The following is a 26630-nucleotide window of genomic DNA, read 5'->3' as shown; positions in this document are numbered from 1 at the left end:
TTCCGCCCGTGGTTTTTTCAGGCTTTATTTTCTGCCGCGATATAGCCGCGACTCAGACGTACAAACAGCATCGCCGTCGCGGCAAGTCCACATAATGCCGCGCACATCAGCCACCAGCCGGGCGAGCTTTTGTCGCCGGTTAACTTTACCAGCGCGGTAGAGATGGCCGGCGTCAGGCCGCCAAAAATCGCCGTCGCCAGGCTAAAGGCCAGCGAGAAACCAACGGTACGCACATAGACTGGCATCACTTCGGTTAACGCCGCGACCATTGCGCCGTTATACATGCCAAAAAAGAAAGAGAACCACAGCAGTACCAGCGTCATGCGGGTAAAGTCGGGCGCGGCGGTCAGCCATTGCATGACGGGCCAGGTGGTGATCAGCGCCAGCAACGTAATGCCCATTAATACGGCGCGACGGCCAATCCGGTCGGAAATCGCGCCGCCAATGGGTAACCAGATAAAATTGGACACCCCCACCAACATGGTGACGATCAAACTGTCCCGCGCGCTGAGATTAAGCACGGTTCTGCCATAGGTCGGCGTATAAACGGTGATAAAATAAAACGTTGTGGTGGTCATCGCCACCAGCAGCGTTCCGGCCGTAATAATGCGCCAGTTTTTGGCGATAGTTGCAAAAATTTCCCTGGTGTCGGGGCGATGCTTGCGTTGTAAAAACGCCTCTGTTTCTTGTAATGAACGACGTAAAACAAAAATCAGCGGAATGATCATACAGCCGATAAAGAACGGAATTCGCCAGCCCCACTCCGATATCGCGTCGTGTCCCAGCGTGATATTCAGGCTATAACCAATCAACGCGGCAACAACGATCGCGACCTGCTGACTGGCGGATTGCCAGCTGGTATAAAACCCTTTATTGCCTGGCGTTGCGATTTCGGACAGATAGACCGAGACGCCGCCTAACTCAACGCCCGCAGAAAATCCTTGTAATAACCGGCCCAACAGCACCAACGCAGGCGCTGCCAGGCCGATCGTTTGGTAGCCGGGGACGAGGGCGATGAGCAACGTACCGCAGCCCATAATCGCCAGTGTCACCATCAGCCCTTTACGGCGTCCGATTCTGTCAATATAGGCGCCAAGCACAATCGCGCCGACGGGGCGCATTAAAAAACCGGAGCCAAAGACGGCAAAGGTCAACATTAATGAGGCAAATTCGCTTTCCGCCGGAAAAAACGTTCTGGCGATATAGGTGGCGTAAAATCCGAACAAGAAAAAATCAAACTGTTCAAGAAAATTGCCGCTTGTCACGCGCAGTATTGCGCCGAACGTGCCGGCGCGCGATGTTGCAGGTGTGTGTTGTGCCATAGGGTTTGCTCTCCACTGTCTTTATTGTTTTATGGGTAAGATGTTGCGGGTCAGTTGCCTGTATCCCCCGCATGTTTTCCGCGTCGCTTCTCAACTGCCCATTTGAGTAAGGCCGCGCAGCGGAAAAATCCGTGGGCGAATTTTCCGTAGGGAAGGGTGAGAAAGAGCGCCATCACCACGCCTAAATGGAGCGCCAGCAGTATGCCCATTCCGCTGGTGTCTCTGCCTGCCAGCAGCGCCAGCCCGGTCAGACTGGTTAAGAACAGCAGCAGAATAAAGCCGCGATCCATGGGTTTCTGGCGCGCATCGCCATGTAACGGCGACCGCCGCAGATTGAGCCACAGTAGCCCGGCCGGGCCGATAAGCAGACCGATACCGCCCAGCGTGCCGAGCATGACCGGCAGGCTAAAAAACGGGTAGGGCGCTTCCCAACCGGCGACGTAGTGATAGCCCGTCGCCACGACCGTGGCGGCAAAACAGAGCATAAAACCGTAAAAGGTAAAGTGATGAAAGCGACGGCGCAGCAGCGTGAACGCATCGTCCGCTTCGTTACAGCCTTTGCCGTGACCGCCGTCGAGATATTTCAGCGTTAACGCATTGTGCGACGCTTCCGCAATCTCTGCCGAACGCGGTACGCCCGGCGAGATCTCACGCCAGAAGCGAATTACGCCCGCCATAAGCAAACCGATTGCCAGCACAAAAACTGAGCCAAACATCCATGCCAGCAGGCTATGCGGAAAAATTTGATAGAAGTCACCGGCCAGCGGCGGATGAATCAGCGACCCTTTCAGCGCCATCGCCAGTAATAAAAAGAGCGTCAGACCGACTATCAGCGCCAGCGCGACGGTGATCCCCGCCCGGCGGTATAACGCGCCAAAAGCGGCGGGCTGGGCATACTGTTGATACGTCTCCAGGCGGGCTTGCGCCATCGCTTTCGGCACGTTAATGGCAAATTCATGGGGCGGCGCATACTGGCATGCGTGCAGGCAGGCGCCGCAGTTATGACATAAATTCGCCAGATAATGAATATCGGCTTTACCGAATTCGAGCCGCTGGGTCATCGCCGGAAATACCGCGCAAAAACCTTCGCAGTAGCGACACGCGTTACACACTTGCATGACGCGTTCGACCTCGGCTTCCGGTTCGGTAAGCACGGTGGCCTCAATGATTAATTTTTCAAGCTGTTTCATGCTGCGCCTCCTTGTGCGCCGCGCGGGCGGCTTCTATTCCCGCAATGCGGCCAAAGGTTGTGCCGATAGACATGCCTACGCCTGCGGTATACCCCTTGCCCAGTACATTTCCTGCCATCATCTCGCCGGCAACAAACAGGTTGCGGCTTGGATGACCGGCAAAATGCACCGCGGCACGTTCATTGACTTTCAGACCCAGGTAGGTAAACGTGATGCCGGGTCGCAGCGCATAACCGTAGTAGGGCGGCGCATCAAGCGGGCGCGCCCAGTGGGTTTTCGCCGGCGTCAGGTTTTTAGTGGCGCAGTCATCAAGCAAGGTATGATCAAAATGACCGGGCTGGCAGGCCTGGTTATACTGCGTGACGGTATGGGTAAATTTTTCCGCGTCCAGCCCCAACTGGCAGGCCAGCTCAGCCAGCGTATTGGCCTGCGCGCCAGGAAAAACCGGCGGCATAAAGTGGCCGATGGCTTTGCTGTCAATAATCGAATAGCCAATTTGTCCTGGCTGTTGAGCCACCAGCCGCCCCCAAATGGCGTAACGCTTCGGCCAGAAATCTTCGCCTTCATCATAAAAACGTTCGGCGTCGCGATTCACGACAATACCCAGCGATACGCAATCCACGCGAGTACAAATACCGCCGTCGTACAGCGGCGCCCTGGCATCAATCGCTACGCAGTGCGACTGGGACGGATCGCCAATGATATCCGCGCCGGCATCCATCATAAATTTGAGTAATACGCCCTGGTTAAAACGCGTGCCGCGAATCAGGAAATTATCCGCGGGCCATTCGCCGCGGGCGTTTTCTCCCCAGGCCTCCCGCAGCCATTCACGGTTTGATTCGAAACCGCCAGCCGCTAATACGCAGGCTTTGGCGGTAATCCGTTCGCTACCCGCCAGCGCCGCCACGAATTCGCCGTCATGAAGTTCAAGCGCGTGAACCGGCGTGTTATAGCGAACCTGTACGCCCAGCCGTTCGGCGCTACGGTAATAGGCATTGACGAGCGCTTTCCCGCCGCCCATAAAAAACGCATTGGTGCGCGCAACGTGGAGCGCACCTGATAGCGGCGGTTGAAAGTTAACGCCATGTTTGCGCATCCAGTCGCGGCATTGCGAAGAGGTGCGAATGACCAGCCGCGCCAGCGCCTCGTTGGTGTTGCCGTCGGTGACTCGCCACAGATCCTGCCAGAATTCCTCTTCAGGATAGCTTTCTACCAGCACATCCTGCGGCGCATCATGCATACAGCGCAGGTTTCGTGTGTGCTGAGAATTTCCGCCGCGCCATTCCCGCGGGGCAGCCTCCAGCAGCAGAACCGATGCGCCCGCTTCCCGTGCGGTCAGGGCGGCGCATAATGCGGCATTGCCTCCACCTATCACCAGTACATCAACCATCTTATACTCCCGTACCATTTAACTATTTGTTAAATTTGTAATTGAAATGTATACGGATAAATAAGCGGCGCGCTATCAGGTAGCGCTAAACAGGGGTTTAGTAAGCGTAAAGGGTTGCGCCTGGCCATTCACCGGCGTCGACTAACTGACGCATAACTTTGGTAAGGACTACTCTGGCGGCAAGGCCGGCGGGCGTCAGTTCATCATCCGACAGGCTGACTAAAAAATTGGGGCGGCTGAGTACCGGATTATGGACGCCGATCACGCGTAGCGCGTCGTTATCCAGATGAGAAATCGCCGCGCCGGGCTGCAACGTGGCGCCAAGACCGTCGCGCACGGCGCGCATCAACAACGCCAGACCGTCAATTTCCGCGACGATCTCAACGTTAAGCGCATGTTCCTGGCAGACAGCGTCCAGCCTGCCGCGCAGCCCATGTCCCTGGCTTGGCATAATGAGCGGAATGCCTGCCAGTTGTTCAGGTGTGATCGGGTTATCAGGAAGCGCCGCCAGCAGGGCATGGGAGCCAATCAGAAAAAGCTGTTCTTCAAGGATCGGTCTGGCGCTCCAGCGCAGGATTTTATCTTTTTGAAAGACAACGGCTAAATCAATCTGGCGGGTATTGATCATTCTTTCCAGATTACCGGACAAGCTTTCCACCACATGCAGTCGAACATCGGCATAGTTTTCCTGCATGGCATGGATAAACGGTATACCCAGTATGGAGGCGGTACTGGGGGCCATTCCTACGCTCACATGACCGGAAAGGCGCGCTTCTCTGGCGGCGAGAATTGCGTCGTCGGCATGACGCAGGGCGAGTTGCGCCTGCGAATAAAAGGCCAGCCCGGCGTTGGTTGGCGTTACGCCGCGCGAAGTGCGCTGCAGCAGACGGATGGCAAGCTCGTTTTCCAGACGGGACATCTGTTGACTTAATGCTGAAACGCCAATATCAAGATCCTGTGCGGCGCTGCCCATACTGCCGGTTTCAATAATACGCACGAAATAGCGTAACTGGCGAAGCTCCATTCCTGCTCTCCTGAGATGCGATAGCGTTTTTTACATTAAATCAACATCAAGCGGCAGGAAAGAGGAGGATATAAAAAAGCCAACCGGGCGGTTGGCTCTTCGAAAGATTTACACTTATTTAGTCACGTCATCGTGCGCGTGCTCGTCTTCGCGGCAGTCGCCTTCAGCGCAGTGGCCGTAAAGATAGAGGCTGTGATTAGTTAAACGAATACCGTGTTTCGCCGCAATTTCACGCTGGCGCGCTTCAATAGAGTCATCACTAAATTCAATCACTTTTCCGCAGTCAAGGCAGATAAGATGGTCGTGATGATGCTGTTGCGTCAGTTCAAAAACGGATTTACCGCCTTCAAAATTATGGCGGGTCACGATACCGGCATCGTCAAACTGGTTCAGCACACGGTATACGGTTGCCAGACCGATTTCTTCACCCATGTCGATCAGGCGTTTGTATAAATCTTCCGCACTGACGTGATGGTTATCTGGTTCCTGAAGAACTTCCAGAATTTTTAAACGAGGAAGCGTTACTTTCAGGCCAGCCTTCTTTAATGCGGTATTGTTGTCAGTCATGCGGAATCTGTCCTGTTGCTAAGCGATTCACTTCATTAGAGAAGTGACAGAAATTGCACTCAAGATAATGCGTATCATTATAGGACTGCCATGCCGAAATGAAAACCGCAAGTCTCTCGCAGATGTTAATAAAACTGTGGTTTTGCCTGCAAATTCTGGCGCCACCTGATTACACCCGGACATTGTACAGGGATGGGTGCGAAAGTTACAAATTTGTAGCAATTATTTTGATTGGTCTTGTCTATTGATGCGGCGCAGATATAACGCTGCGCCGCATAAGATTAGGCGTTGAGGATGTCGTCGAGGTGCAATTCAGCCGAAACTTGCTTAACCCATTTTTCAACACGCTCGGCGGTCAGTTCAGGCTGACGGTCTTCGTCAATCGCCAGACCGACAAAATGATCGTCGTCAGCCAGACCTTTAGAGGCTTCAAAATGATAGCCTGCAGTTGGCCAGTGACCCACAATCGTGGCGCCGCGCGGCTCAATAATGTCGCGAATCGTGCCCAGCGCATCACAGAAGTATTCCGCGTAGTCTTCCTGATCGCCACAGCCAAACAGCGCCACCAGCTTACCGTTAAAGTCAATCTCTTCGAGAGTCGGGAAGAAGTCATCCCAGTCACATTGCGCTTCGCCATAGTACCAGGTTGGGATGCCCAGCAGCAGAATGTCATACCCTTCCAGGTCTTCTTTACTGCTTTTTGCAATGTCATGCACATCGGCAACGTCTTTACCAAGCTGTTTTTGAATCATTTTTGCGATATTTTCGGTATTACCGGTGTCGCTGCCGAAAAAGATGCCAGTGATTGCCATGAGTAAAATAACCTCTTGAAACTTATTGAAATGGTGGTGGCGAATTGCCCACGGATAAGGGCAATCATAGCAGAACAGGCAGATATGCGGAAACAGCAATCACGCGGGACTGCACGCTCTGCTACACGAAATATGAAACAAAACTTATTTTCAGACTAAACCCTGGCCGCGCAGCGCCATAAGCTGCTTCATTAATATTTCTTCAATGAGCTCGCTGCGGCTAATGTTGCGCGCTTCGGCCAGCTCATTCAGCGCGTCAACCGCTTGTGCGTTGAGTTTTAATTCGACACGCTTGAGGCCACGAACTTTGTCGCGTTTTAACTGGTTGCGCTTGTTGATGCGTAACTGTTCATCGCGCGAAAGCGGATTCGTTTTAGGTCGTCCCGGGCGACGCTCGTGCGCGAACAGATCTAATGTCGTACGGTCCGTTTGTTCTTTGGCCATGATTTTGGTGACTTCGGGGGAAACAATCAGCCAGGCTTATGCCCGGATGGATAGCGCGCCATCATACATCAGCGAGGAAGCGACGCCAACGCCCGCGCGCGTAATCGCGCACAGGCGATGAGTTTTTAATCAGTTAGCGTTTATCGTGCAGATAACGGCGGATGGCGCGCAGAACCGCCTCTGGTTTTTCGGCATGTACCCAGTGGCCCGCGCCGGCGATCACATGCGCGCGCGCCAAAGGGAATTGCGCCAGCAGCGCGTCGCGGTACGCTTCGGTCACGTACGGCGAGTTACCGCCTGGAATAAACAGCGCCGGATGTTCCCAGGGCGGAATGGTTTCCCAGCCGACGATATGCGGATACTGCTCCCATAATACCGGAACATTAAAACGCCATTCGCCTTCAGCCCAGGATTTTAACAGAAACTGGATCACGCCTTCTTCGTTGAGGTGTTGGCGCATAATCCCTGCCGCCTGTTGGCGGGATGTCGCGTCGGATTCGCTGACGGCATTAATGGCCGCGAAAATGCGATCGTGGCGGCGAACGTGATAATCCACGGGGGCGATATCAATCGCGACCAGACGATCGATGCGATCGGGCGCCAGCGCCGTCAGCGCCATTACCGCTTTTCCGCCCATGGAATGACCAATAAACGTCGCTTTTTCAATCTGCTGCGCGTCAAGCGTATCCAGAAGATCCTGGGCCATTGCCGGATAATCCATGACCGGATCGCGCGGCGATAAACCATGATTGCGCATATCGACCTGAATAATGTCGTGATCGGTCACCAGATCGCGCGCCAGTACGCCGAGGTTGTCCAGGCTGCCAAACAGACCATGAACGAGAACGATGGGGGAATTATTGTGCAGGTTTTGTGCAGATTGCGCTCGGATGTTTAATTTCATGGCAAAGTTCTTTTTTTCGCTCTGTCGGGTTAGGGTATTATGTTGACCATTCTGCCACTGGGCTGCAACCTCTAAGGTTTACTCCGAGTTTTTTTGTCAGCCGGGCTTAACGCTATCCGCTGTTGGGATTTGTTCCTATAATCCCAATGACTTGTATTCAGCAAAGACATCGCACTGGATTAAGATGAAAACGATTGAAGTTGATGATGAACTCTATAGCTATATTGCCAGCCACACCAAGCATATCGGCGAGAGCGCATCCGACATTTTACGGCGTATGTTGAAGTTTTCCGCCACGACACAGCCAACGGCTTCAGCGGTGAAGGGGACGCCTGCGGCGCAACCCGTTGCCGAAGCGAAACCGGTTAACCCGGTAAAAGACAAAGTTCGCGCGATGCGTGAGCTGTTGTTGTCTGACGAATATGCCGAGCAGAAAAAAGCGGTCAACCGCTTTATGCTGATTCTGACTACACTCTATTCACTGGATCACCACGCGTTTGCGGAGGCGACGGAGTCGTTGCATGGCCGCACGCGCGTCTATTTTGCGGCGGATGAACAAACGCTGCTGAAAAATGGGAATCAAACTAAACCTAAGCACGTTCCCGGCACGCCGTACTGGGTGATCACCAACACCAACACCGGCCGTAAATGCAGCATGATCGAACACATCATGCAGTCAATGCAATTCCCGGCGGAATTGATTGAAAAGGTTTGCGGAACAATTTAATCCTTGCATTAGAAGGACCAGGCAATGGCAATCCACAACCGCGCAGGACAACCCGCGCAACAGAGTGATTTGATTAACGTCGCCCAACTGACGGCGCAGTATTATGTACTGAAACCGGAGGCAGGGAATGCAGAACATGCCGTGAAATTTGGCACTTCCGGCCATCGCGGTAGCGCAGGTCGTCACAGTTTCAACGAACCGCATATTCTGGCGATCGCCCAGGCGATTGCTGAAGAGCGGGCGAAAAATGGCATTACCGGCCCCTGCTATGTGGGGAAAGACACCCATGCGCTCTCGGAACCGGCCTTCATTTCCGTGCTGGAAGTGCTGGCGGCAAACGGCGTAGACGTTATCGTGCAGGAAAATAATGGCTTTACGCCAACGCCTGCCGTGTCAAATGCTATCCTGGTCCATAACAAAAAAGGCGGCCCGCTGGCTGATGGTATTGTCATTACGCCGTCGCACAACCCGCCGGAAGATGGCGGTATTAAATATAATCCGCCCAATGGCGGCCCGGCGGATACCAACGTCACTAAAGTGGTAGAAGATCGTGCCAATGCGCTGCTGGCGGGCGGCCTGCAAGGCGTTAAGCGCATCTCTCTGGATGCGGCAATGGCCTCGGGCCACGTTAAAGCGGTAGATCTGGTACAGCCGTTTGTCGAAGGGCTGGCGGATATCGTTGATATAGCGGCGATTCAGAAAGCCGGTCTGACGCTGGGTGTCGATCCGCTGGGCGGCTCCGGTATTGAATACTGGAAACGTATCGCTGAGCATTACAAACTTAACCTGACGTTAGTTAACGATCAGGTTGATCAAACCTTCCGCTTTATGCACCTTGATAAAGATGGCGCGATCCGTATGGATTGCTCCTCCGAATGTGCGATGGCGGGTTTGCTGGCGCTGCGTGACAAGTTTGACCTGGCCTTCGCCAACGACCCGGACTACGACCGTCATGGCATCGTGACGCCTGCAGGGCTGATGAACCCGAACCATTATCTGGCGGTCGCCATTAACTATCTGTTCCAGCATCGTCCGCTGTGGGGCAAAGACGTGGCTGTCGGTAAAACGCTGGTCTCTTCCGCGATGATTGACCGCGTGGTGAATGATTTGGGACGCAAGCTGGTAGAAGTGCCGGTTGGCTTCAAATGGTTTGTTGACGGTTTGTTCGACGGCAGCTTTGGTTTCGGCGGGGAAGAGAGCGCGGGCGCTTCGTTCCTGCGTTTCGACGGTACGCCGTGGTCTACCGATAAAGACGGGATCATCATGTGCCTGCTGGCGGCGGAAATCACCGCCGTTACCGGGAAAAACCCGCAAGAGCATTACAATGAACTGGCAGCGCGTTTTGGCGCGCCGAGCTATAACCGTCTGCAGGCGGCAGCGACCTCGGCCCAGAAAGCGGCATTGTCTAAACTGTCTCCGGAAATGGTGAGCGCCAGCACGCTGGCAGGCGACCCGATTACCGCGCGTCTTACCGCAGCGCCGGGTAATGGCGCATCGATTGGCGGCCTGAAGGTAATGACCGACAACGGCTGGTTCGCCGCGCGTCCATCCGGTACGGAAGACGCTTACAAGATCTATTGCGAAAGCTTCCTGGGGGAAGAACATCGCAAGCAGATTGAGAAAGAAGCCGTTGAAATCGTTAGCGAAGTATTGAAAAACGCCTGATGGGCGATATGGAAGAAAAAGGAGCCTTACGGCTCCTTTTTTGTATTAACGGCGCTGCGCTTATCAGGCCTGTAAACCGCCTCCAGGCCGGATAAGGCGCTTGTGATATCTGACTTATTCGCTCTGAGTCGCCAGATGTCGGCGGCAGGTGAGGGCGTCGCATTCAATACGCACCACGCAAACCGCTTTCATCATATCTTCCCGATAACTGAAGGTTTTTCCCGGATCGGTCTGACGCATAATGACGTCCAGGCCGTAGCGCATCTCCTCGCGTGTTTGCAATATCGATGCCAGTCCGGTGGCGAAAACGCTGGTGTAGGCGTAGCTATAATCACAGGGGTCATCGGCACGTAGTAATGCATGGTCGCCGTCCATTTCAATGCATACTGCCGGGTTCTTACGTAACAGACGCATCTTTTTCCCGGTGCGTGCGCCGTGAAAATAAAATATCCAGCGTCCGTTCTGATACTCGTAGCCAAAATTTACGGGGACAACATACGGACAGAGATTGTCGTTAAACCCTATCCGACACACTTCGTGTTTACTGAGAATAGCCAGTATTTCTGCTATATCAGTGACTTCCCGTTCTGGATTACTCATTTCTATTATCTTATTCAAAGAGTGAAAATGCCCGGACTACCGTTACCGCAGCCCGGGCGCGCCATCAGCCGTGTTTATTTTTCAATTCAAAACGCGGTGAGACCAGGCCGTATAACGTCCAGCCGAGGAAGGTCACAATTGAGCCGTACAGCATGGCTTCTTCACCGGAGGAATAGAGCGCGTAGAAGCTATACATGGCGCCAACGAAGGCCACGAAGTTAGCGACTTTCGCTTTTGATGACGGCACATTCGCCATTTTCTGAATGATAACCAGCGCGGCCATCGACAGAATATACGGAATAATGTTCGTCACCACCGCCAGGTTAACCAGGACGTTAAACTGACTATTCAGCGACGGGCTAATGGTCATCAGCGACAGGCCAGTCTGAATAATCACAATAATCAGCATCCCCTGTACCGGCGCGTCGACTTTCGTTACACGAGAGAAGACTTTCGGGAAATAGCCTTCGTCAGCGGAGGATTTAAATACCTGGGCGATAGTGAACTGCCAGCCCAGCAGCGAGCCGCAGCAGGACATTACCATCAGCGCCATGATCACTTTACCTACCGCAGGCGTGAACATCTGTGCAAACGCCAGACCAAACGGCGCCGTGGAGTTCGCCAGATCCATGTTCGGCACAATCCCGGCAATCACGTTAGTCGAAACGATATAGATGACCGCCGCGCCCAGCGTACCGCCCAGTACCGCGATGGGGACGTTCTTTTCCGGATTCTCGACCACGTCTGCGTTGGCGCAGGCGGATTCCAGTCCAAGAAATGCCCATAACGTCATGGCGATGGAAGAACCGACCGCGCTAAAGAACGGAACATGGTGCGGGTTCCATGACGCTACGTACATGCTGGGGCTAAACCAGAACCAGCCAATGATGCACAGGCCGACAACCGGAATGATGACGCCCCAAACGGTAACGCTACTGATCTGTCCGGTAATACGCGCGCCGCCAAAGTTTGCGATGGTACAAACCCACAATACGGCGATAGTCGCCAGACCGATCTGGAGCGGCGTCAGCGCGGCGCCGAACAGTTCGGTACCATAGCCGACAGCGGAGATGGCGATAGCCACGTTGGCGATCAGCAGCGAGACGCCGTAGGTATAGTTCGCCATAAAGTTGCCGGATTTACCGAAGGCATATTCGGCGTAACCGCCCATGCCGCCGGATTTACGGCTAAACATACCGCATTTCGCAAACGCCCAGGCCAGTGCCATCGAGCCGACGGCGGTGACCAGCCAGGAGATAATGGATATCGTGCCGACTTCAGACAGTTTGGTCGGTAGCATGATGATCCCGGAGCCCATCATGTTGACCATAGTCAGAATTGTGAGCTGCACGACACCCATTTTATTGGATTTAGGTTTACTCATAATTTTTCCTCCTTCAGCAGGGAGCGCTGCGCGTCACGAGGTTTAATGACGTAGCACCAGACCTGCTTACGGCCGTCGTGTTCTTCGATATAAACGCCCTGCAGTTCAGGCGCAAAGCCCGGCAGCAGGTTGATCCCTTCTTCCAGGGCGCTGAAGTAACGCAGGACAGAACCGCCCCAGATTTCACCCGGAACTACACACAGCACTCCCGGCGGGTAAGGCAGAGCGCCTTCAGCCGCGATACGACCTTCCGCTTCCGGCAGGCGAACCAGTTCGACCTCGCCGCGCAGATAGGCATAGTTGGCCTCTTGCGGATTCATACTGACTTTCGGGAAATGCGATTTACGGAACATCTCTTTTTGCAGCTGTTTCACGTTGTGCCGCGCATAGAGATCGTGCATCTCCTGGCAAAGCTGACGCAGGGTATAGCCGGCATAACGCGCTTCATGCTGTTTGTAGATGGACGGTAATACTTCCGCTAACGGCGCATCAGCTTCCAGCAGTTTTTCGAAACGAGCCAGCAGGGCGACAAGCTGTTGTAACTTCGCCATGTCTTCTGCCGGCGTCAGCAGGAACAGAATGGAGTTGAGGTCGCATTTTTCCGGCACAACGCCGTTCTCGCGCAGGAAGTTGGCGAGGATCGTGGCAGGAACGCCAAAGTCTTCATATTCGCCGCTCGCTGCATTAATGCCCGGTGTGGTGAGCAGCAGTTTGCAAGGGTCGACAAAGTACTGATGTTCGGCATAGCCTTCAAACGCATGCCAGTGTTCTCCCGGAACGAAGTGGAAGAAGCGCAGATCGCTGGCGATCTCTGACGTCGGGTATGACTGCCACGGCTTACCATCAATCAGTTCCGGTACGAACGGACGGATGTGATGACAGTTTTCGAGGATCAATTTACGGGCATCGATGCCGTTAACCACGCAATCCATCCACATATTGCGACCGCTGACGCCTTCGTGCATTTTGGCGTTAACGTCCAGCGCAGCGAACAGCGGATAGAACGGGCTGGTGGAGGCGTGCATCATAAAGGCGTTGTTCATGCGCTTATGCGGAACGTAGCGCGATTGCCCTTTGATATGGCTATCTTTTTTATGGATCTGCGAGGTCTGGGAGAAACCGGCTTGTTGTTTGTGAACGGACTGCGTCACCAGAATACCCGGATCGTTTTCGTTCAGTTCCAGCAGCAGCGGCGAACAATCGGCCATCATCGGAATAAATTGTTCATAGCCGACCCAGGCGGAGTCAAACAGGATGTAGTCGCACAGATGACCAATTTTATCGACGACCTGACGGGCGTTATAAATGGTACCGTCGTAGGTGCCTAACTGGATGACGGCCAGACGGAATGGACGTGCTTCGCGGGCACGCTGCGGCGCGACTTCGCTAATCAGCTCGCGCAGGTAATCTTCTTCGAAGCAGTGAGCGTCGATCCCGCCGATAAAACCATACGGGTTACGCGCGGTTTCCAGATAAACTGGCGTTGCGCCCGCCTGCAATAATGCGCCGTGGTGGTTAGATTTGTGGTTGTTACGGTCAAACAGTACCAGATCGCCCGGCGTTAACAGCGCGTTGAGTACGACTTTGTTAGAGGAGGAGGTCCCGTTCAGCACAAAGTAGGTCTTATCGGCGTTAAAGACTTTCGCCGCATGTTGCTGCGCAATGCAAGGCGCGCCTTCGTGAATCAGCAGATCGCCCATCGCCACGTCCGCGTTGCATAGGTCGGAGCGGAAGAGCGTTTCGCCAAAGTATTCCACGAACTGATTACCGGCAGGATGACGGCGGAAGAATTCGCCGCCCTGATGTCCCGGGCAGTCAAATGCGCTGTTGCCCTGGTTGACATAATCCACCAGCGCGCGGAAAAACGGCGGACGTAACTGCGTTTCGTAGTGGCTTGCTGCGGTTTCCAACTGGCGACCATAGAAGGCAGTACGGGATTCATTATATTCGAATACACCAGAGATACGCGGCAAATACTCAGGCGGTACGCGCCCTTCGTCATGAGTCGCAACAAACACGGGAATACCGTAACCCGTTGCGTCGATTTCATCGAGTTTTCCGTGTTCAATGTCGTCGATGGATAACACGATGGCAGCCACGTCGATGAAACGACTCTCATCAACATTTACAATATTACGGTGTGTAGAAAAACAATCCGGGCAATGACGGCTAACGGCAATTTTTAATTCTGACATTTTTCATCTCTTTATTTCAGGTAATAGCAGGCCCTCAATTTCTCGCATGAGAAACTGATTCTTCCGGAAAAAATCAAAGCTATCCCGCTGATAAAAAAATCAGTAAATTAGCTTTATTTTAGATGTAATAAATCCCAACCCGTCCGGTTGCAGGAAATTCAGGATTTAAGGAGTTGAGTACTACGATATACAGGCAGAAACCGCGATAACTAAAATTGCGCTGAGTCGGAATTTCTTCTGTCAAACTATATAGTTAGCTGGCTTGGTGTAAAAGAATTACCGTACTGTCGCTTTTAACAATTCGAGTTATTTAGGCAATAGACCTGAATGACATAAGGGTCGGAAAGACCTGTATGCTGAAGTACCCGTAGCAGAAAAACTACCGGGCATTAAAGAAATGAAAGTCGAAACTATTACGGTGGGCAAACATCATAATATGCGTTGTCCGCCTTATATGGGGCATAAAACGATTATTATTTTCCATTTTGAGGTCCTTTCATTGATTTATTGAAAGCATGGATATTTTATCCAGGAAGTGCCAGCAATCTGTGAACCAGATCAACAAAAAACGATCATTTGAAAAATAATTAGTCGGCGATTATGCATATCGTGCTGTGAAATAACGGATTGTTTCTTAAATGTTAATTATATGTTTTTTATATCCTCTATAAAATATAATATCGCCGCGAAAATAATTATTCGCGACGCCGAAAATAAATGACATAAAAATTAGAAGTTATTTAAAAATAATGAATAGCTATTCACGGCATAAAGCGATAGCCAATTCCGGTTTCGGTAATAAAATGGCGTGGGCGGGTGGGATCTTGTTCCAGTTTCTGGCGTAAATGTCCCATATAGATGCGCAAATAGTGGCTATGCTCCACGGCGTTAGGCCCCCAGACCTGGTTTAATAACTGCCGTTGGGTTAATACTTTGCCGGTATTATTGAGTAATACCGCCAGCAGGCGGAACTCAATCGGCGTCAGATGGATTTCTTCGTCGCCACGGTGGATCAACCGTGCGGCGAGATCGACCGTCACGCCGGAAAAACGGACGATCGGATCGGCGCTAGGGCTGGCGGCGTGCCGTCGCAGCGCGACACGCAAACGCGCCTGCAACTCGCCAATGCCGAATGGCTTGCTCAGGTAATCATCAGCTCCGGCGTCAAGCGCGGCAATCTTATCGCTTTCTTCGCTGCGGGCGGAAAGGACAATCACCGGTATTGCGCTCCACTGACGCAGGTCGCGAATGAAATCGATTCCGTCGCCGTCCGGCAGGCCGAGATCGAGAATAATCAGATCGGGCTTTCGCGTGGCGGCTTCCAGTAAACCACGTTGTAATGTTTCAGCTTCATACACGCGCAGGCCGTCGCCTTCCAGCGCGGCGCGCAGAAAGCGGCGGATGGCCTGTTCATCTTCAACAATCAGAACGTTTGTCACATATCCTCATGAAAATCGTCAAGTTCAGGTGGTTTTCCTTGCGGCAGCGTAACACGGAAACAGGCGCCGCCCTGCGGTCGATTATAGGCGGTAAGCGTGCCGCCGTGTACCTCTACGATAGCATGGCAAATCGCCAGCCCCAGCCCCACGCCGGGGACGGCGGACTCTTTGTTGCCGCGGGCGAACTTATCGAAAATCTTCTGTTCTTGCCCCGCAGGAATACCCGGCCCGTTATCCCAGACATCCAGTTGTAAACGATCGTCCTTAACCGCAGCATCAATGCCGATACTGGCCTGCGGCCCGGCGTACTTAACGGCGTTTTCCAGCAAGTTGATCAGGACGCGCTCAAATAAGGGGCCATCGACATGGATAAGCGTTAACTGTTGCGGCAGCGACAATGTAATCGGATGCAATAAACCCGGCTCTAACATCTGTAACGCGCTCCCGACGACCTCTTCCAGCGTCAGCCACTCTTTTTTAAGATTAAACCCGCCGGACTGAATACGCGCCATATCCAGCAAATTATTCACCAGCCGGGTGGTGTTGAGAATATGCTGGCGGATTTCACTGGCCTGACGCGCGTGGGGCGATCCTGCGCTGGCTAAATCCAGCGTCAAAATTTCCGCCTGGCCGAACAATACCGTCAGCGGCGTGCGTAAATCATGCGACAGTGCCGCCAGCAGAGCGTTGCGAATACTTTCGCGCTCGCTGGCGAGACGCGCCTGTTCTTCGCTGGCGGTCAGCGTCAGTCGTTCCAGCGCGTTGGCGACAAGCAGAGTAAATGTTTCCAGCAGGCGTTGCTGCTCCGGCACCATTAACTGACGCAAATTACCCGGTTCGACGATAGCCAGACCGTACGTTTTATCGGCGCTTTTCAGCGGCAGGATTTGATAAGGCACGCCAGGGAGGGTATCGGTGCCTGCGCCGGCAGGCTGGCCTTTATCAAAACTCCAGCGCGCAATTGCGTCGTCCCACGGCGTCATGCCTTGCTGGTGGGTGAGAGGCAGCAACTTACCGTTAGCATCAGGTAATAAAATTTGGCTGCGCGCCTGAAACGTCGAGGCGATAAACCGCTCGCTGGTCGCGGCGATATCATGTTCACTACGCCCGACGGCCAGCGCTTTAGACATTTCATATAAATGACGGGTACGCTGTTCCCGATAACGGGCGACGCGCGCTTGATAGCGCACCCCGGCAGTAAGATTGCCAATCACCAGACCAACCGTCAGCATCACGGCAAAAGTCAGCAGATACTGCACGTCCGAAACGGCGAGCGTACCGCGTGGCGCGATAAAAAAGAGATCGAAACTCGCCACGTTAATCACCGTCGCCACCACCGACGGCCAGCGCCCGTAAAGCAGCGCAATCACCACTACGCCCAGCAAATAGAGCATCACCAGATTGGCGGCGTCGAAGGTGACAAGCCACTGCATAGCGATAAGCGTGGTGATGGCGCAAAGCGCCACGGCGACCAGACAGCCCTGAATCTGCCCACGCCATTTCTCTTTAAAAGGACGGTTATCAGGCGTTTGCGCCAATGCGCGGGCTGGCGGCTCTTCCAGCGCGACGATCACCTGATCGAGATCCGGCGCGCGCCTGGCAAGACGGTCGGCGAAAGCGTCACGTCGCCACCAGCGTCGCGACGCCGGGCGGCCCATGACGATTTTCCCCAGATTATGCTCGCGGGCATAGCGCACGACCGCTTTCTCTTCGGCGGGATCGGACAGGGTGGCGGTTTCCGCGCCAAGCTCCTGCGCCAGGCGCAGCGCGCTTAAAATAGCCCGCCGTTGTTTTTCCGGTAAGCGGTGTAACGTTGGCGTTTCGACATAGACGGCGTGCCAGACGCTGCCGAGCCGGGAGGCCAGACGCGCCGCGGTACGCACCAGTTTTTCGCTGCCGGTGTTATGCCCGATACACAGTAAAATCGCATCGCGGGTGTGCCATACTTTTTCTTCGCCCGGATGCGCGCGCCAGGCGCGCATCTGATCGTCCACGCGATCGGCTGTCCGGCGTAGCGCCAGCTCGCGGAGGGCGATCAGATTGCCCTTGCGGAAAAAATGTTCAATAGCGCGTTCCGCCTGACCGGCGATATACACTTTACCTTCGTTGAGCCGTTGGCGCAGATCGTCGGGCGGCAGATCGACCAGTACGACTTCATCAGCGGCATCAAAAAAGGGATCGGGGACGGTTTCGCGCACCTGAATCCCCGTGACGCCGCTCACCACATCGTTCAGACTTTCCAGATGTTGTACGTTCACGGTGGTGAAAACGTCGATTCCCGCTTCCAGCAGCTCTTCAATATCCTGCCAGCGCTTAGGATGGCGTGAGCCAGGCGCGTTACTGTGCGCCAGCTCATCCATTAAAATCAGCGCCGGACGCCGGGCGAGGGCGGCATCCAGGTCAAATTCGCGAATTTGCCGCCCCCGGTGCGAGTGACGTTTTGGCGGCAGAATGGTCAGCCCGTCAAGTAGTGCGGCGGTCTCTTCACGGCCGTGCGTCTCTACCACGCCGATCACCACATCCAGCCCCTGCGCTCGCAGCCGCTGCGCTTGCGCCAGCATCGCCCAGGTTTTTCCGACGCCTGCGCAGGCGCCGAAGAAAATTTTCAACTTCCCCCGGTGGGGCGGGGGCGTTTGTTCCAACAAGCGATCCGGATCAGGACGCAAGGGTTCGTCGTTCATTTCGCTCTGTGTCCCTGTAGCGCATCCAGCGCCAGATTAAGCTCAACAATATTCACCACCGGTTGCCCAAGAAAGCGCGCCAGCGGCCTGTGCGTATATTCTGCAACCAGTTGCGCGACCTGTTCAACGGGAAGCTGGCGAGCCGCCGCCACGCGGGGGATTTGCCATGCCGCGGCGCCGGGCGTCAGATTATTATCCAGCCCGCTTGCCGAGGCCGTCGCCAGCTCAACCGGAACCGCGGAACTCGCCTGGGGGTTAGCGGCGCGTAGCGCGGCGACGCGGGACTGTATTTGCGCATCCAGTTCGGGATTGCTGGCGGCCAGGTTGCTTCCGCCCGACGCCAGTGGATTATAAGGCGTATCGGCGGTGGCGGAGGGCCGGCCATGAAAATAACCCGCGGCGGTAAACGATTGTCCGATAAGCGCTGAGCCGCGTATCACATTGTCTTTATGAATCAGCGAGCCATTAGCCTGCCAGGGAAACCACCACTGCCCCAGCGCCGTGGTCAGAAGCGGATACACGCCGCCGGTCAATAACAGCAGAAATAACATTGTCGAAAAAGCAGGACGTAAACCGATCATCATACACCTCACGCCAGACCCAGCAGGGTCAGCAGCACATCAATCACTTTGATACCAATAAACGGCACCACCAGACCACCCAGACCATAGATCCATAAATTACGGCGCAGCATGGCCGATGCGGAAAGCGGCTTATAACTCACGCCTTTTAATGCCAGCGGGATCAGAAAAATAATAATCAGGGCGTTAAAGATCACCGCGCTCAGAATGGCGGAGTTCGGCGAATGCAGCCCCATCACGTTGAGCGCGTTTAGCTGCGGATAGGTAGCGGCAAACGCGGCGGGAATAATGGCGAAATATTTCGCTACATCATTCGCGATACTGAAGGTGGTGAGCGAGCCGCGCGTCATCAGCATCTGCTTACCGATATGCACCACTTCAATCAACTTGGTTGGGTTAGAGTCCAGATCCACCATATTACCGGCTTCTTTCGCCGCCTGGGTGCCGGAGTTCATCGCCACCGCGACGTCAGCCTGCGCCAGCGCCGGGGCATCGTTAGTGCCGTCGCCGGTCATGGCGACCAGCCGTCCTTCCGCCTGATATTGACGGATCAGCGCCAGCTTGGCTTCCGGCGTGGCTTCGGCAAGAAAATCGTCCACACCGGCTTCGGCGGCAATCGCTGCCGCCGTCAGGCGGTTATCGCCAGTGATCATCACCGTTTTAATACCCATCTTTCGCAGCTGGGCGAAACGTTCTTTAATACCGCCTTTAACGATATCCTTGAGGGCGATAACACCCAGTACGCGCGCGCCCTCCACGACCACCAGCGGCGTCGCGCCCAGGCGCGCCACGTTCTCGACGTTTTGCTCGACATCGGCGGGAAAATGGCCGCCATTGCTCTCGACATGACGCCGAATCGCGTCCACCGAGCCTTTACGGATCATCCGGTTATCGATATTAATCCCGCTCATGCGGCTTTGTGCGGTAAACGGAACAAAGGTGGCATGAAGCGACTGCACATCGCGTTCACGCAGGTTAAAGCGCTGTTTGGCGAGGATCACAATGCTGCGACCTTCCGGCGTTTCGTCGGCCAGCGAAGCGAGCTGCGCGGCGTCAGCCAGCGTGCGTTCGTCCACCCCTCGGGCGGGTATAAAATCGGACGCCTGGCGGTTGCCGAGCGTGATAGTGCCGGTTTTATCCAGCAGTAGCACGTCGACATCGCCCGCGGCTTCTACGGCGCGGCCGCTGGTGGCGATGACGTTCGCGCCCAACATTCGGCTCATTCCGGCTACGCCAATGGCGGAGAGTAGCCCGCCGATGGTGGTGGGGATCAGGCACACCAGCAACGCCACCAACACGGTGACGCTGACCGCATTACCGCCCCAGGCGGAGAAGGGCCACAGGGTGGCGGTCGCCAGTAAAAAGACAATGGTCAGGGCGATGAGCAAAATCGTCAGGGCAATCTCGTTAGGCGTTTTCCGCCGCTGCGCGCCTTCCACCATCGCGATCATCCGGTCAAGAAAGGTTTCGCCAGGATTGACGCTACAGGCAATCACCAGCCAGTCGGAAAGAATTCGCGTGCCGCCGGTGACAGAGGCGAAATCGCCGCCGGACTCGCGGATCACCGGGGCGGATTCGCCGGTAATCGCACTTTCATCCACCGACGCGCCGCCTTCGATGACCTCGCCGTCGCAGGGAATAATATCGCCCGCTTTGACCAGGACAATGTCGCCTTTTCGCAGTTCAGCGGCGGGCACGTTATCGGCCTGCGCATCATGGCGCGGGGCGCGCAGCCGACGAGCGAACGCGGTCTTTTTCACCCCTTTCAGACTGTTTGCCTGGGCTTTGCTGCGGCCTTCCGCCAGCGCTTCGGCAAAATTGGCGAACAGTACGGTGAACCATAACCACAGGCTGATAATCCCTGTAAACAAGGCGCTTCCCGCTATTTGTCCTGTTACCATAGCGAGCGTTAACAGAGTGGTTAGCACGCTGCCGGCCCAGACCACAAACATCACCGGGTTACGCCACTGGGCGCGTGGGCTTAATTTTTTTACGGCATCCGTTAGCGCCTGTACGAGTAAAACAGGTTCAAACAGCGCCAGTTGCTTGCGACTCATATCAATGTACTCCGCATCGCTCAAGGTAAAGAGAAATGTTCCGCTACCGGGCCAAGCGCCAGGGCAGGAATAAACGTCAGCGCGCCGACCAGCAGTACCGTGCCGATGAGCAGCCCAATAAATAGCGCGCCGTGGGTCGCCAGCGTTCCCTGACTGGCCGGCTGTACTTTTTTACTGACCAGCGATCCGGCGATGGCCATGACAGGAATAATCACGCCGAAACGGCCGACGAACATGCAGAACGCCAGCAAACAGTTCCAGAAAGGCGAGTTAGCGCTCAGACCCGCAAAGGCGCTACCGTTGTTGTTGGCGGCAGAGGAGACGGCATATAGCACTTCGCTAAAACCGTGCGGGCCAGGGTTCAGCATTGCGCTGCGTCCGGCATCCGTCATCATCGCCAGCGCCGAACCCAACAAGACCAACATCGGCGTGACCAGAATCGCCAGCGCGGTCATTTTCATTTCGCGCACGTCGATTTTTTTCCCCAGATATTCCGGCGTGCGACCGATCATCAGCCCCGCGATAAACACCGCCAGCAGGACAAACAGCAACATGCCATACAGGCCTGAACCGACGCCGCCAAAGACCACTTCGCCAATTTGCATCAGCCACATCGGCACCATACCGCCCAGAGCGGTAAACGAGTCGTGCATGGCATTTACCGCCCCGCAGGACGCCGCGGTCGTGACGACGGCAAACAGGCTGCTGGCCAGCACGCCAAAGCGCGTTTCTTTACCCTCCATGTTGACGCTACTGTCCGCGCCCGCCGCCAACAGATGTGGATTTCCCTGAACTTCCGCCCACATCACTACCGCTACGCAGACCACAAAAATGAATGACATTGCCCACAGTAGCGCGCGTCCCTGACGGCGATCGCCCGCCGCTTCGCCAAAGGCGAAACAGAGCGCGGCTGGAATCAAAAATATCGCCAGCATCTGCGCCAGATTAGTGAGCGCGGTAGGGTTTTCGAACGGATGCGAAGAGTTGGCGTTAAAGAAACCGCCGCCGTTGGTGCCAAGCATTTTGATCGCCTCCTGCGAAGCAACCGGACCCATCGGCAAAAGTTGTTTAGCGCCTTCAAGGGTGGTGATGGGCTGATAAGCCGACAGATTTTGCGGTACGCCTTGTTGGATAAAAAACAGCGCGATAATTAACGCGACAGGAAATAATATCCATAGCGTAATGCGTACCAGATCCTGCCAGGCATTACCCAGCGTGTGCACATTCTGGCGCGTAAAGGCGCGGATAAGCGCAAAAACCACCGCAATCCCGGTCGCCGCCGACAGGAAATTTTGCACCGTCAGCCCGGCCATCTGGCTAAAGTAGCTCAGCGTGCTTTCGCCGCTGTAGGCTTGCCAGTTGGTATTGGTGACAAAGCTGACGGCGGTATTCAGCGCCAGATCCCAGGACAGCCCCGGTAGCCGCTGCGGATTTAAGGGCAGCCACTCCTGCCAGAACAGCAGGCAAAACAGGATGCCCAGTCCCAGCAGATTGAGCGTCAGTAGCGCCAGTAAATACTGACGCCAGTTCATTTCGTGGTCGGTAATGCCAAGAGTCCGCCAGAGGATACGCTCAACGCCAGCCACGCCCGGCAACGGAACGGCGGCGATGAGCCTTGCCAGGCCCGAACCCAACGGTTTCGCCAGTACCAATAAAATCAGTAAAAAACTGGCGATCAGTAAAAATCCTTGCGCGGCCATCAGAACGCCTCCGCATTAATCAGGGCATAGACCAGATAACCTAAAAGTAAGAAAACCAGCACGATGCCGGTTATCACGCCTGCACTCACAGAGCACCTCCAGTGGCATTGTTTTACTCCTGAGAAAGGTAATTTTTTGGCTGCAAAGATTTCGCAAAAATTGGCGGGCAGAGTGTAAAAAAAGTATAAAAATGGCAAAGACCATTATTTAACTAATGATTAGTATTAATTTAACCTTTTTGTAACTAATTTACGCTTTGAATGTAAATCTGCTGGAAAAGCGTGAAAATAAGTGGTCGGATGAGTAGTAAAATTACACCGAAAGCGGTACTATTTTAATCAGGTAACGAGGTTCAATTTTTCGGTGCTATTCACCGATTCAATCTATACCGGGGCGGATAGCGTCGGTATAAAGGGGGGAAACGTATGGAACACTATAAAGACTATCCAGCGCATGTCATTTTTGCACGTCGTGCTTTCGCGGTGACCGCAGGCGTGCTGGCGTTGCCGGTGATGCTCTTCTGGAAAGACCGCGCGCGTTTTTATAGTTATCTGCACCGTGTCTGGTCGAAAACCAGTGATAAACCGGTATGGATGGCGCAGGCTGAAAAAGCCACCTGCGACTTTTATTAATCGCGACCAGCCTGAAAAAACCGTCAGCCGCCACGCTGGCGGTTTTTTTATGCGCCAGGGTCTACACTGTTTAACGCTATTCGCCGTGACGTTTTATCTTTCAGGAGTTGTATGCCCACCCATTTAGTCTGGTTCAGGCGCGATCTGCGTTTACAGGATAACCTTGCGCTGGCCGCCGCCTGCCGCGATGCATCCGCGCGGGTGCTGGCGCTTTATATTTCCACCCCCGCGCAGTGGCAGGCCCATGATATGGCGCCGCGGCAGGCGGCATTCATCAGCGCGCAGCTCAATGCGCTACAGACGGCCCTTGCAGAGAAAGGCATTCCGTTGCTGTTTCATGAAGTGGCGGATTTTAACGCCAGTATTGAAACGGTCAAAAACGTTTGCCGACAGCATGACGTCAGCCATCTGTTTTATAACTATCAGTATGAGTTTAACGAGCGTCAGCGTGATGCGGCGGTGGAAAAAACGCTGCCCTCTGTCATCTGCGAAGGCTTTGACGATAGCGTGATTCTGGCGCCCGGCGCGGTGATGACCGGCAATCATGAAATGTATAAAGTTTTTACGCCGTTTAAAAATGCCTGGTTGAAACGGCTAAAAGAAGATATCCCGCCGTGCGTTCCGGCCCCGAAGATCCGGGTGAGCGGCGCGCTTTCTACACCCTTAACGCCAGTCTCGCTTAACTACCCGCAACAGGCGTTTGACGCCGCGCTTTTCCCGGTGGAAGAAAACGCGGTCATCGCGCAGCTACGTCAGTTTTGCGCGCAGGGCGCAGACGAGTACGCGTTACGGCGCGATTTCCCTGCGGTTGACGGCACCAGTCGGCTTTCCGCCAGCCTGGCGACGGGCGGCCTGTCGCCGCGACAGTGCCTGCACCGATTACTGGCGGAGCAGCCGCAGGCGCTGGACGGCGGGCCGGGAAGCGTCTGGTTGAATGAGCTCATCTGGCGGGAATTTTACCGTCATTTAATGACCTGGTATCCGGCATTATGCAAACACCAGCCGTTTATCCGCTGGACAAAACGCGTCGCGTGGCAGGAAAACCCGCACTATTTTCAGGCATGGCAGAAAGGCGAAACCGGTTATCCCATTGTCGATGCGGCGATGCGCCAGCTTAACGCGACGGGCTGGATGCATAACCGTTTACGCATGATTACCGCCAGCTTTCTGGTAAAAGATCTGTTGATTGACTGGCGGTTGGGGGAGCGCTATTTCATGTCGCAGCTTATTGACGGCGATCTTGCCGCCAATAATGGCGGCTGGCAGTGGGCCGCTTCAACCGGTACCGATGCCGCGCCTTATTTTCGTATTTTTAATCCCACGACTCAGGGAGAGAGGTTCGATCGCGACGGCGAATTTATCCGCCAGTGGCTACCGGCATTACGCGATATCCCTGGAAAAGCGATTCACGAGCCGTGGCGGTGGGCGGAAAAAGCGGGAGTCGTGCTTGATTATCCTCGGCCTATTGTGGAGCACAAACAGGCGAGAATCGCAACGCTTTCCGCCTATGAGGCGGCGAGAAAAGGGGCGTGATACAGGCCCGGTAGCGCAAACTACCGGGCATTCTGCTATCAGGATTCGACGGCCAGCGCGCGGCTTTTGAATTTGAAGGACTGATACAGCCAAATCAGCAGGACAACCCCTACGCAGGCTAACGCGCCCCAGGTGATCTGTTCAAAAACATCCACATAGGCGTTGATGGCGTAATTAACCGCGCCGCTGGCGTCGAAGGCGCTTTGCGAGGTCTGGTCAGCGATGACGCCTGCCAGATAGTTAGCTATCGCGCCGGACAGCAGCATATAAATTCCGGTTAATACGCCGGTGACGCCGGGGATATCAATGCGCGTAATTTGCGACATGGCGACCGGGTCGATAAATAGCTCGGCAAAGCCCATCACCGCCAGTCCCAGCACCATTAGCGGCATTGAAGAGTGTCCGTAAGCGGCGGACCAGCGTGCGCTCAGGGTCAGAATACAGAATCCGGCGCTCATCAGACCGAGACCCAGCGCGAATTTGCCCCAGATACGCACGGTGCGATTACCGCTTACGCTCTCTTTAACCAGCCAGGCCAGGACGACCCCACACAGCATCACGGCAAAGGCGTTCACCGACTGGAACATGGCGGTAGGAACGGAATAGCCCAGAATATCGCGGTTCACAAAGCGGTCGATATACAGGCTGATAGAACTGCCGCCCTGCTGGGCAAACGCCCAGAACAGCATACTGAACAGGGTCAGGGTGACAATCAGCCCCAGTTCTTTGCGCTGTTTGGCCGTTTGCGCCTGGTGATAAATTTTTGCCAGCACGACCAGGCCGATCGCGGTCGCCACGATTAAGGCATAGACAGACCATTCTTTCCAGAACAGAACGGTAATCAGCAACGGCGCCGCTACCAGCAAAATTAACAGCCAGCCCCAGTTCGGCAGCAGGTAGTTTCTGGCGCACAACACGGCTTTATTCACGCCGGTGGTGTGGGTGAAATGACGATTTCCACACAGGAAGATCACTAACCCCGCAAGCATACCAATGGCGGCGAGCGCAAAGCCCATCGCCCAACTGTACTCCTCTTGCACATAGCCGCAGGCGATAGGCGCCACGATCGAACCAATATTGCCCGCTGCGTAAAGCAGCGAGAACCCGCCGTCGCGGCGCGGATCTTCCGGCTGGTACAGTTCGCCCAGCAGGCAGCTAATATTCGATTTAAACAGGCCGTAGCCGCAGACAATGATCGCCAGCGACAGATAAAGGAATGTCGGCGCGATCTCACTGGCGCCCAGCACTAAATGACCTATAGCCATTAAAAATGCGCCCAGCATGACTGCCATTCGGTTGCCAAGCACCTTATCCGCCAGATAGCCGCCAAGAATCGGCGTTACGTAGACCAGCGAACAATAAGCGCTGAATAACTCATAGGCGTGGTTATCGTCGTATTTTAGCTGATTGGTGAGATAAAGAATCAGTAGGGCGCGCATACCATAAAAGCTGAAGTACTCCCAAATTTGCAGGGCGACAACGTAGTAAATAGCGCGGGGTTGAGATGCTTGTTTATTCATCGTATTTCCGGGATAGAGACGCTGCGGCAAGAAAGCGGGCATCTCAGATAATGCCTTTCTTAGTGGGCTTATTAAGCCTGCCGCATCGCCGTGTTTCCTTAAAGTTACCAACATGATACAGAACTGATTTTTTCTGCAATATGCGTTCTGATTGCATAAATATACATGAAACCGATCGTGTTTTGCTAAGTAATTTGCGCCAAACCCGGGGGTGATTGTTTCTTGATGTGTCAAACAAATGTTTATCGACGAACGGCTAACAG

23 protein-coding genes and 1 pseudogene are annotated in these 26630 nt (G+C 54.5%); 4 read left to right on the top strand and 20 right to left on the bottom strand.

From position 1 onward, the window contains the following. Nucleotides 1-17: 17 nt before the first annotated feature. The 9 genes and pseudogenes from tcuC to ybfF all read right to left on the bottom strand — a co-directional run bounded on the left by tcuC (nucleotide 18) and on the right by ybfF (nucleotide 7653). The gene (gene tcuC, locus J1G48_RS15675; protein ID WP_000057014.1) at nucleotides 18-1322 is read right to left on the bottom strand and encodes a tricarballylate/proton symporter TcuC; all 1305 of its coding nucleotides are present in this window, start codon (nucleotides 1320-1322) and stop codon (nucleotides 18-20) included. A 50-nt stretch (nucleotides 1323-1372) separates the two neighbouring features. After that, the gene (gene tcuB / locus J1G48_RS15670) at nucleotides 1373-2512 is read right to left on the bottom strand and encodes a tricarballylate utilization protein TcuB (protein WP_000811134.1); all 1140 of its coding nucleotides are present in this window, start codon (nucleotides 2510-2512) and stop codon (nucleotides 1373-1375) included. Continuing rightward, the gene (gene tcuA / locus J1G48_RS15665) at nucleotides 2499-3902 is read right to left on the bottom strand and encodes an FAD-dependent tricarballylate dehydrogenase TcuA (RefSeq protein WP_000228709.1); all 1404 of its coding nucleotides are present in this window, start codon (nucleotides 3900-3902) and stop codon (nucleotides 2499-2501) included. The genes tcuB and tcuA overlap by 14 nt, the downstream gene beginning before the upstream one ends. A 97-nt stretch (nucleotides 3903-3999) precedes the next feature. Continuing rightward, a complete protein-coding gene (gene tcuR / locus J1G48_RS15660; RefSeq protein WP_000423371.1) occupies nucleotides 4000-4926 on the bottom strand; it encodes a tricarballylate utilization LysR family transcriptional regulator TcuR in 927 nt (308 codons plus the stop codon). Nucleotides 4927-5040: 114 nt separating this feature from the next. Continuing rightward, on the bottom strand, nucleotides 5041-5493 hold the full coding sequence (fur, locus tag J1G48_RS15655) for a ferric iron uptake transcriptional regulator (protein ID WP_000131700.1): 453 nt from the start codon (nucleotides 5491-5493) through the stop codon (nucleotides 5041-5043). After that, nucleotides 5486-5571 (bottom strand): annotated as a pseudogene (locus J1G48_RS15650) (ryhB-regulated fur leader peptide). Before J1G48_RS15650 ends, fur begins: the two are co-directional and overlap by 8 nt. Before the next feature lie 203 nt (nucleotides 5572-5774). Continuing rightward, the gene (fldA, locus tag J1G48_RS15645; RefSeq protein ID WP_001018621.1) at nucleotides 5775-6305 is read right to left on the bottom strand and encodes a flavodoxin FldA; all 531 of its coding nucleotides are present in this window, start codon (nucleotides 6303-6305) and stop codon (nucleotides 5775-5777) included. A 150-nt stretch (nucleotides 6306-6455) separates the two neighbouring features. After that, complete coding sequence (ybfE, locus tag J1G48_RS15640) at nucleotides 6456-6749, bottom strand: LexA regulated protein (RefSeq protein ID WP_001040939.1); 294 nt, start codon at nucleotides 6747-6749, stop codon at nucleotides 6456-6458. A 133-nt stretch (nucleotides 6750-6882) separates the two neighbouring features. After that, the gene (ybfF, locus tag J1G48_RS15635) at nucleotides 6883-7653 is read right to left on the bottom strand and encodes an esterase (RefSeq protein ID WP_000773245.1); all 771 of its coding nucleotides are present in this window, start codon (nucleotides 7651-7653) and stop codon (nucleotides 6883-6885) included. Between the two features lie 184 nt (nucleotides 7654-7837). Here ybfF and seqA point away from each other — a divergent pair, with 184 nt between their 5' ends. Further along, a complete protein-coding gene (gene seqA / locus J1G48_RS15630) occupies nucleotides 7838-8380 on the top strand; it encodes a replication initiation negative regulator SeqA (RefSeq protein ID WP_000848395.1) in 543 nt (180 codons plus the stop codon). A gap of 24 nt (nucleotides 8381-8404) precedes the next feature. Further along, the gene (gene pgm / locus J1G48_RS15625; protein WP_000974381.1) at nucleotides 8405-10045 is read left to right on the top strand and encodes a phosphoglucomutase (alpha-D-glucose-1,6-bisphosphate-dependent); all 1641 of its coding nucleotides are present in this window, start codon (nucleotides 8405-8407) and stop codon (nucleotides 10043-10045) included. A 114-nt stretch (nucleotides 10046-10159) separates the two neighbouring features. On the opposite strand, the gene J1G48_RS15620 is transcribed toward pgm, so the two are convergent. From J1G48_RS15620 to kdpF, 10 genes are all read right to left on the bottom strand, one after another. Beyond that, complete coding sequence (locus J1G48_RS15620; RefSeq protein ID WP_000070056.1) at nucleotides 10160-10645, bottom strand: pyridoxamine 5'-phosphate oxidase family protein; 486 nt, start codon at nucleotides 10643-10645, stop codon at nucleotides 10160-10162. A gap of 64 nt (nucleotides 10646-10709) precedes the next feature. Then, nucleotides 10710-12029: a putrescine-ornithine antiporter gene (gene potE, locus J1G48_RS15615; protein WP_000042658.1), complete on the bottom strand. Its 1320-nt coding sequence runs from the start codon at nucleotides 12027-12029 to the stop codon at nucleotides 10710-10712. Beyond that, entirely contained in the window at nucleotides 12026-14224 is a 2199-nt protein-coding gene (speF, locus tag J1G48_RS15610) for an ornithine decarboxylase SpeF (RefSeq protein WP_001292402.1), read from the bottom strand. The genes potE and speF overlap by 4 nt, the downstream gene beginning before the upstream one ends. 379 nt (nucleotides 14225-14603) lie before the next feature. Then, a complete protein-coding gene (speFL, locus tag J1G48_RS15605) occupies nucleotides 14604-14708 on the bottom strand; it encodes a leader peptide SpeFL (protein WP_015632840.1) in 105 nt (34 codons plus the stop codon). A gap of 277 nt (nucleotides 14709-14985) precedes the next feature. After that, entirely contained in the window at nucleotides 14986-15663 is a 678-nt protein-coding gene (gene kdpE, locus J1G48_RS15600) for a two-component system response regulator KdpE (protein WP_000186059.1), read from the bottom strand. Beyond that, the gene (gene kdpD / locus J1G48_RS15595; RefSeq protein WP_000997469.1) at nucleotides 15660-18344 is read right to left on the bottom strand and encodes a two-component system sensor histidine kinase KdpD; all 2685 of its coding nucleotides are present in this window, start codon (nucleotides 18342-18344) and stop codon (nucleotides 15660-15662) included. Before kdpD ends, kdpE begins: the two co-directional genes overlap by 4 nt. After that, on the bottom strand, nucleotides 18341-18925 hold the full coding sequence (gene kdpC, locus J1G48_RS15590; RefSeq protein WP_001518103.1) for a potassium-transporting ATPase subunit KdpC: 585 nt from the start codon (nucleotides 18923-18925) through the stop codon (nucleotides 18341-18343). Before kdpC ends, kdpD begins: the two co-directional genes overlap by 4 nt. Nucleotides 18926-18933: 8 nt before the next feature. Continuing rightward, nucleotides 18934-20982, bottom strand: coding sequence for a potassium-transporting ATPase subunit KdpB (gene kdpB, locus J1G48_RS15585; protein WP_000088026.1), 2049 nt, complete (start codon nucleotides 20980-20982; stop codon nucleotides 18934-18936). 20 nt (nucleotides 20983-21002) lie between these two features. After that, the gene (gene kdpA, locus J1G48_RS15580) at nucleotides 21003-22682 is read right to left on the bottom strand and encodes a potassium-transporting ATPase subunit KdpA (RefSeq protein WP_000730078.1); all 1680 of its coding nucleotides are present in this window, start codon (nucleotides 22680-22682) and stop codon (nucleotides 21003-21005) included. Further along, nucleotides 22682-22771, bottom strand: coding sequence for a K(+)-transporting ATPase subunit F (gene kdpF / locus J1G48_RS15575; RefSeq protein WP_001670793.1), 90 nt, complete (start codon nucleotides 22769-22771; stop codon nucleotides 22682-22684). Before kdpF ends, kdpA begins: the two co-directional genes overlap by 1 nt. Nucleotides 22772-23107: 336 nt before the next feature. Here kdpF and J1G48_RS15570 point away from each other — a divergent pair, with 336 nt between their 5' ends. Together J1G48_RS15570 and phrB are read left to right on the top strand one after the other, a co-directional pair. Next, the gene (locus J1G48_RS15570; protein WP_000401435.1) at nucleotides 23108-23314 is read left to right on the top strand and encodes a YbfA family protein; all 207 of its coding nucleotides are present in this window, start codon (nucleotides 23108-23110) and stop codon (nucleotides 23312-23314) included. 111 nt (nucleotides 23315-23425) lie between these two features. Further along, complete coding sequence (gene phrB / locus J1G48_RS15565) at nucleotides 23426-24847, top strand: deoxyribodipyrimidine photo-lyase (RefSeq protein WP_001142016.1); 1422 nt, start codon at nucleotides 23426-23428, stop codon at nucleotides 24845-24847. A 38-nt stretch (nucleotides 24848-24885) separates the two neighbouring features. On the opposite strand, the gene J1G48_RS15560 is transcribed toward phrB, so the two are convergent. After that, the gene (locus tag J1G48_RS15560; protein WP_001041122.1) at nucleotides 24886-26367 is read right to left on the bottom strand and encodes an MFS transporter; all 1482 of its coding nucleotides are present in this window, start codon (nucleotides 26365-26367) and stop codon (nucleotides 24886-24888) included. Nucleotides 26368-26630 lie beyond the last annotated feature (263 nt).

The sequence above is a fragment of the Salmonella sp. SAL-020 genome (assembly GCF_017372215.1).
Classification (GTDB): domain Bacteria; phylum Pseudomonadota; class Gammaproteobacteria; order Enterobacterales; family Enterobacteriaceae; genus Salmonella; species Salmonella enterica.
The sequence above is the reverse complement of the archived record's forward strand: the minus strand, read 5'-3'. Positions and strand labels throughout refer to the sequence as shown.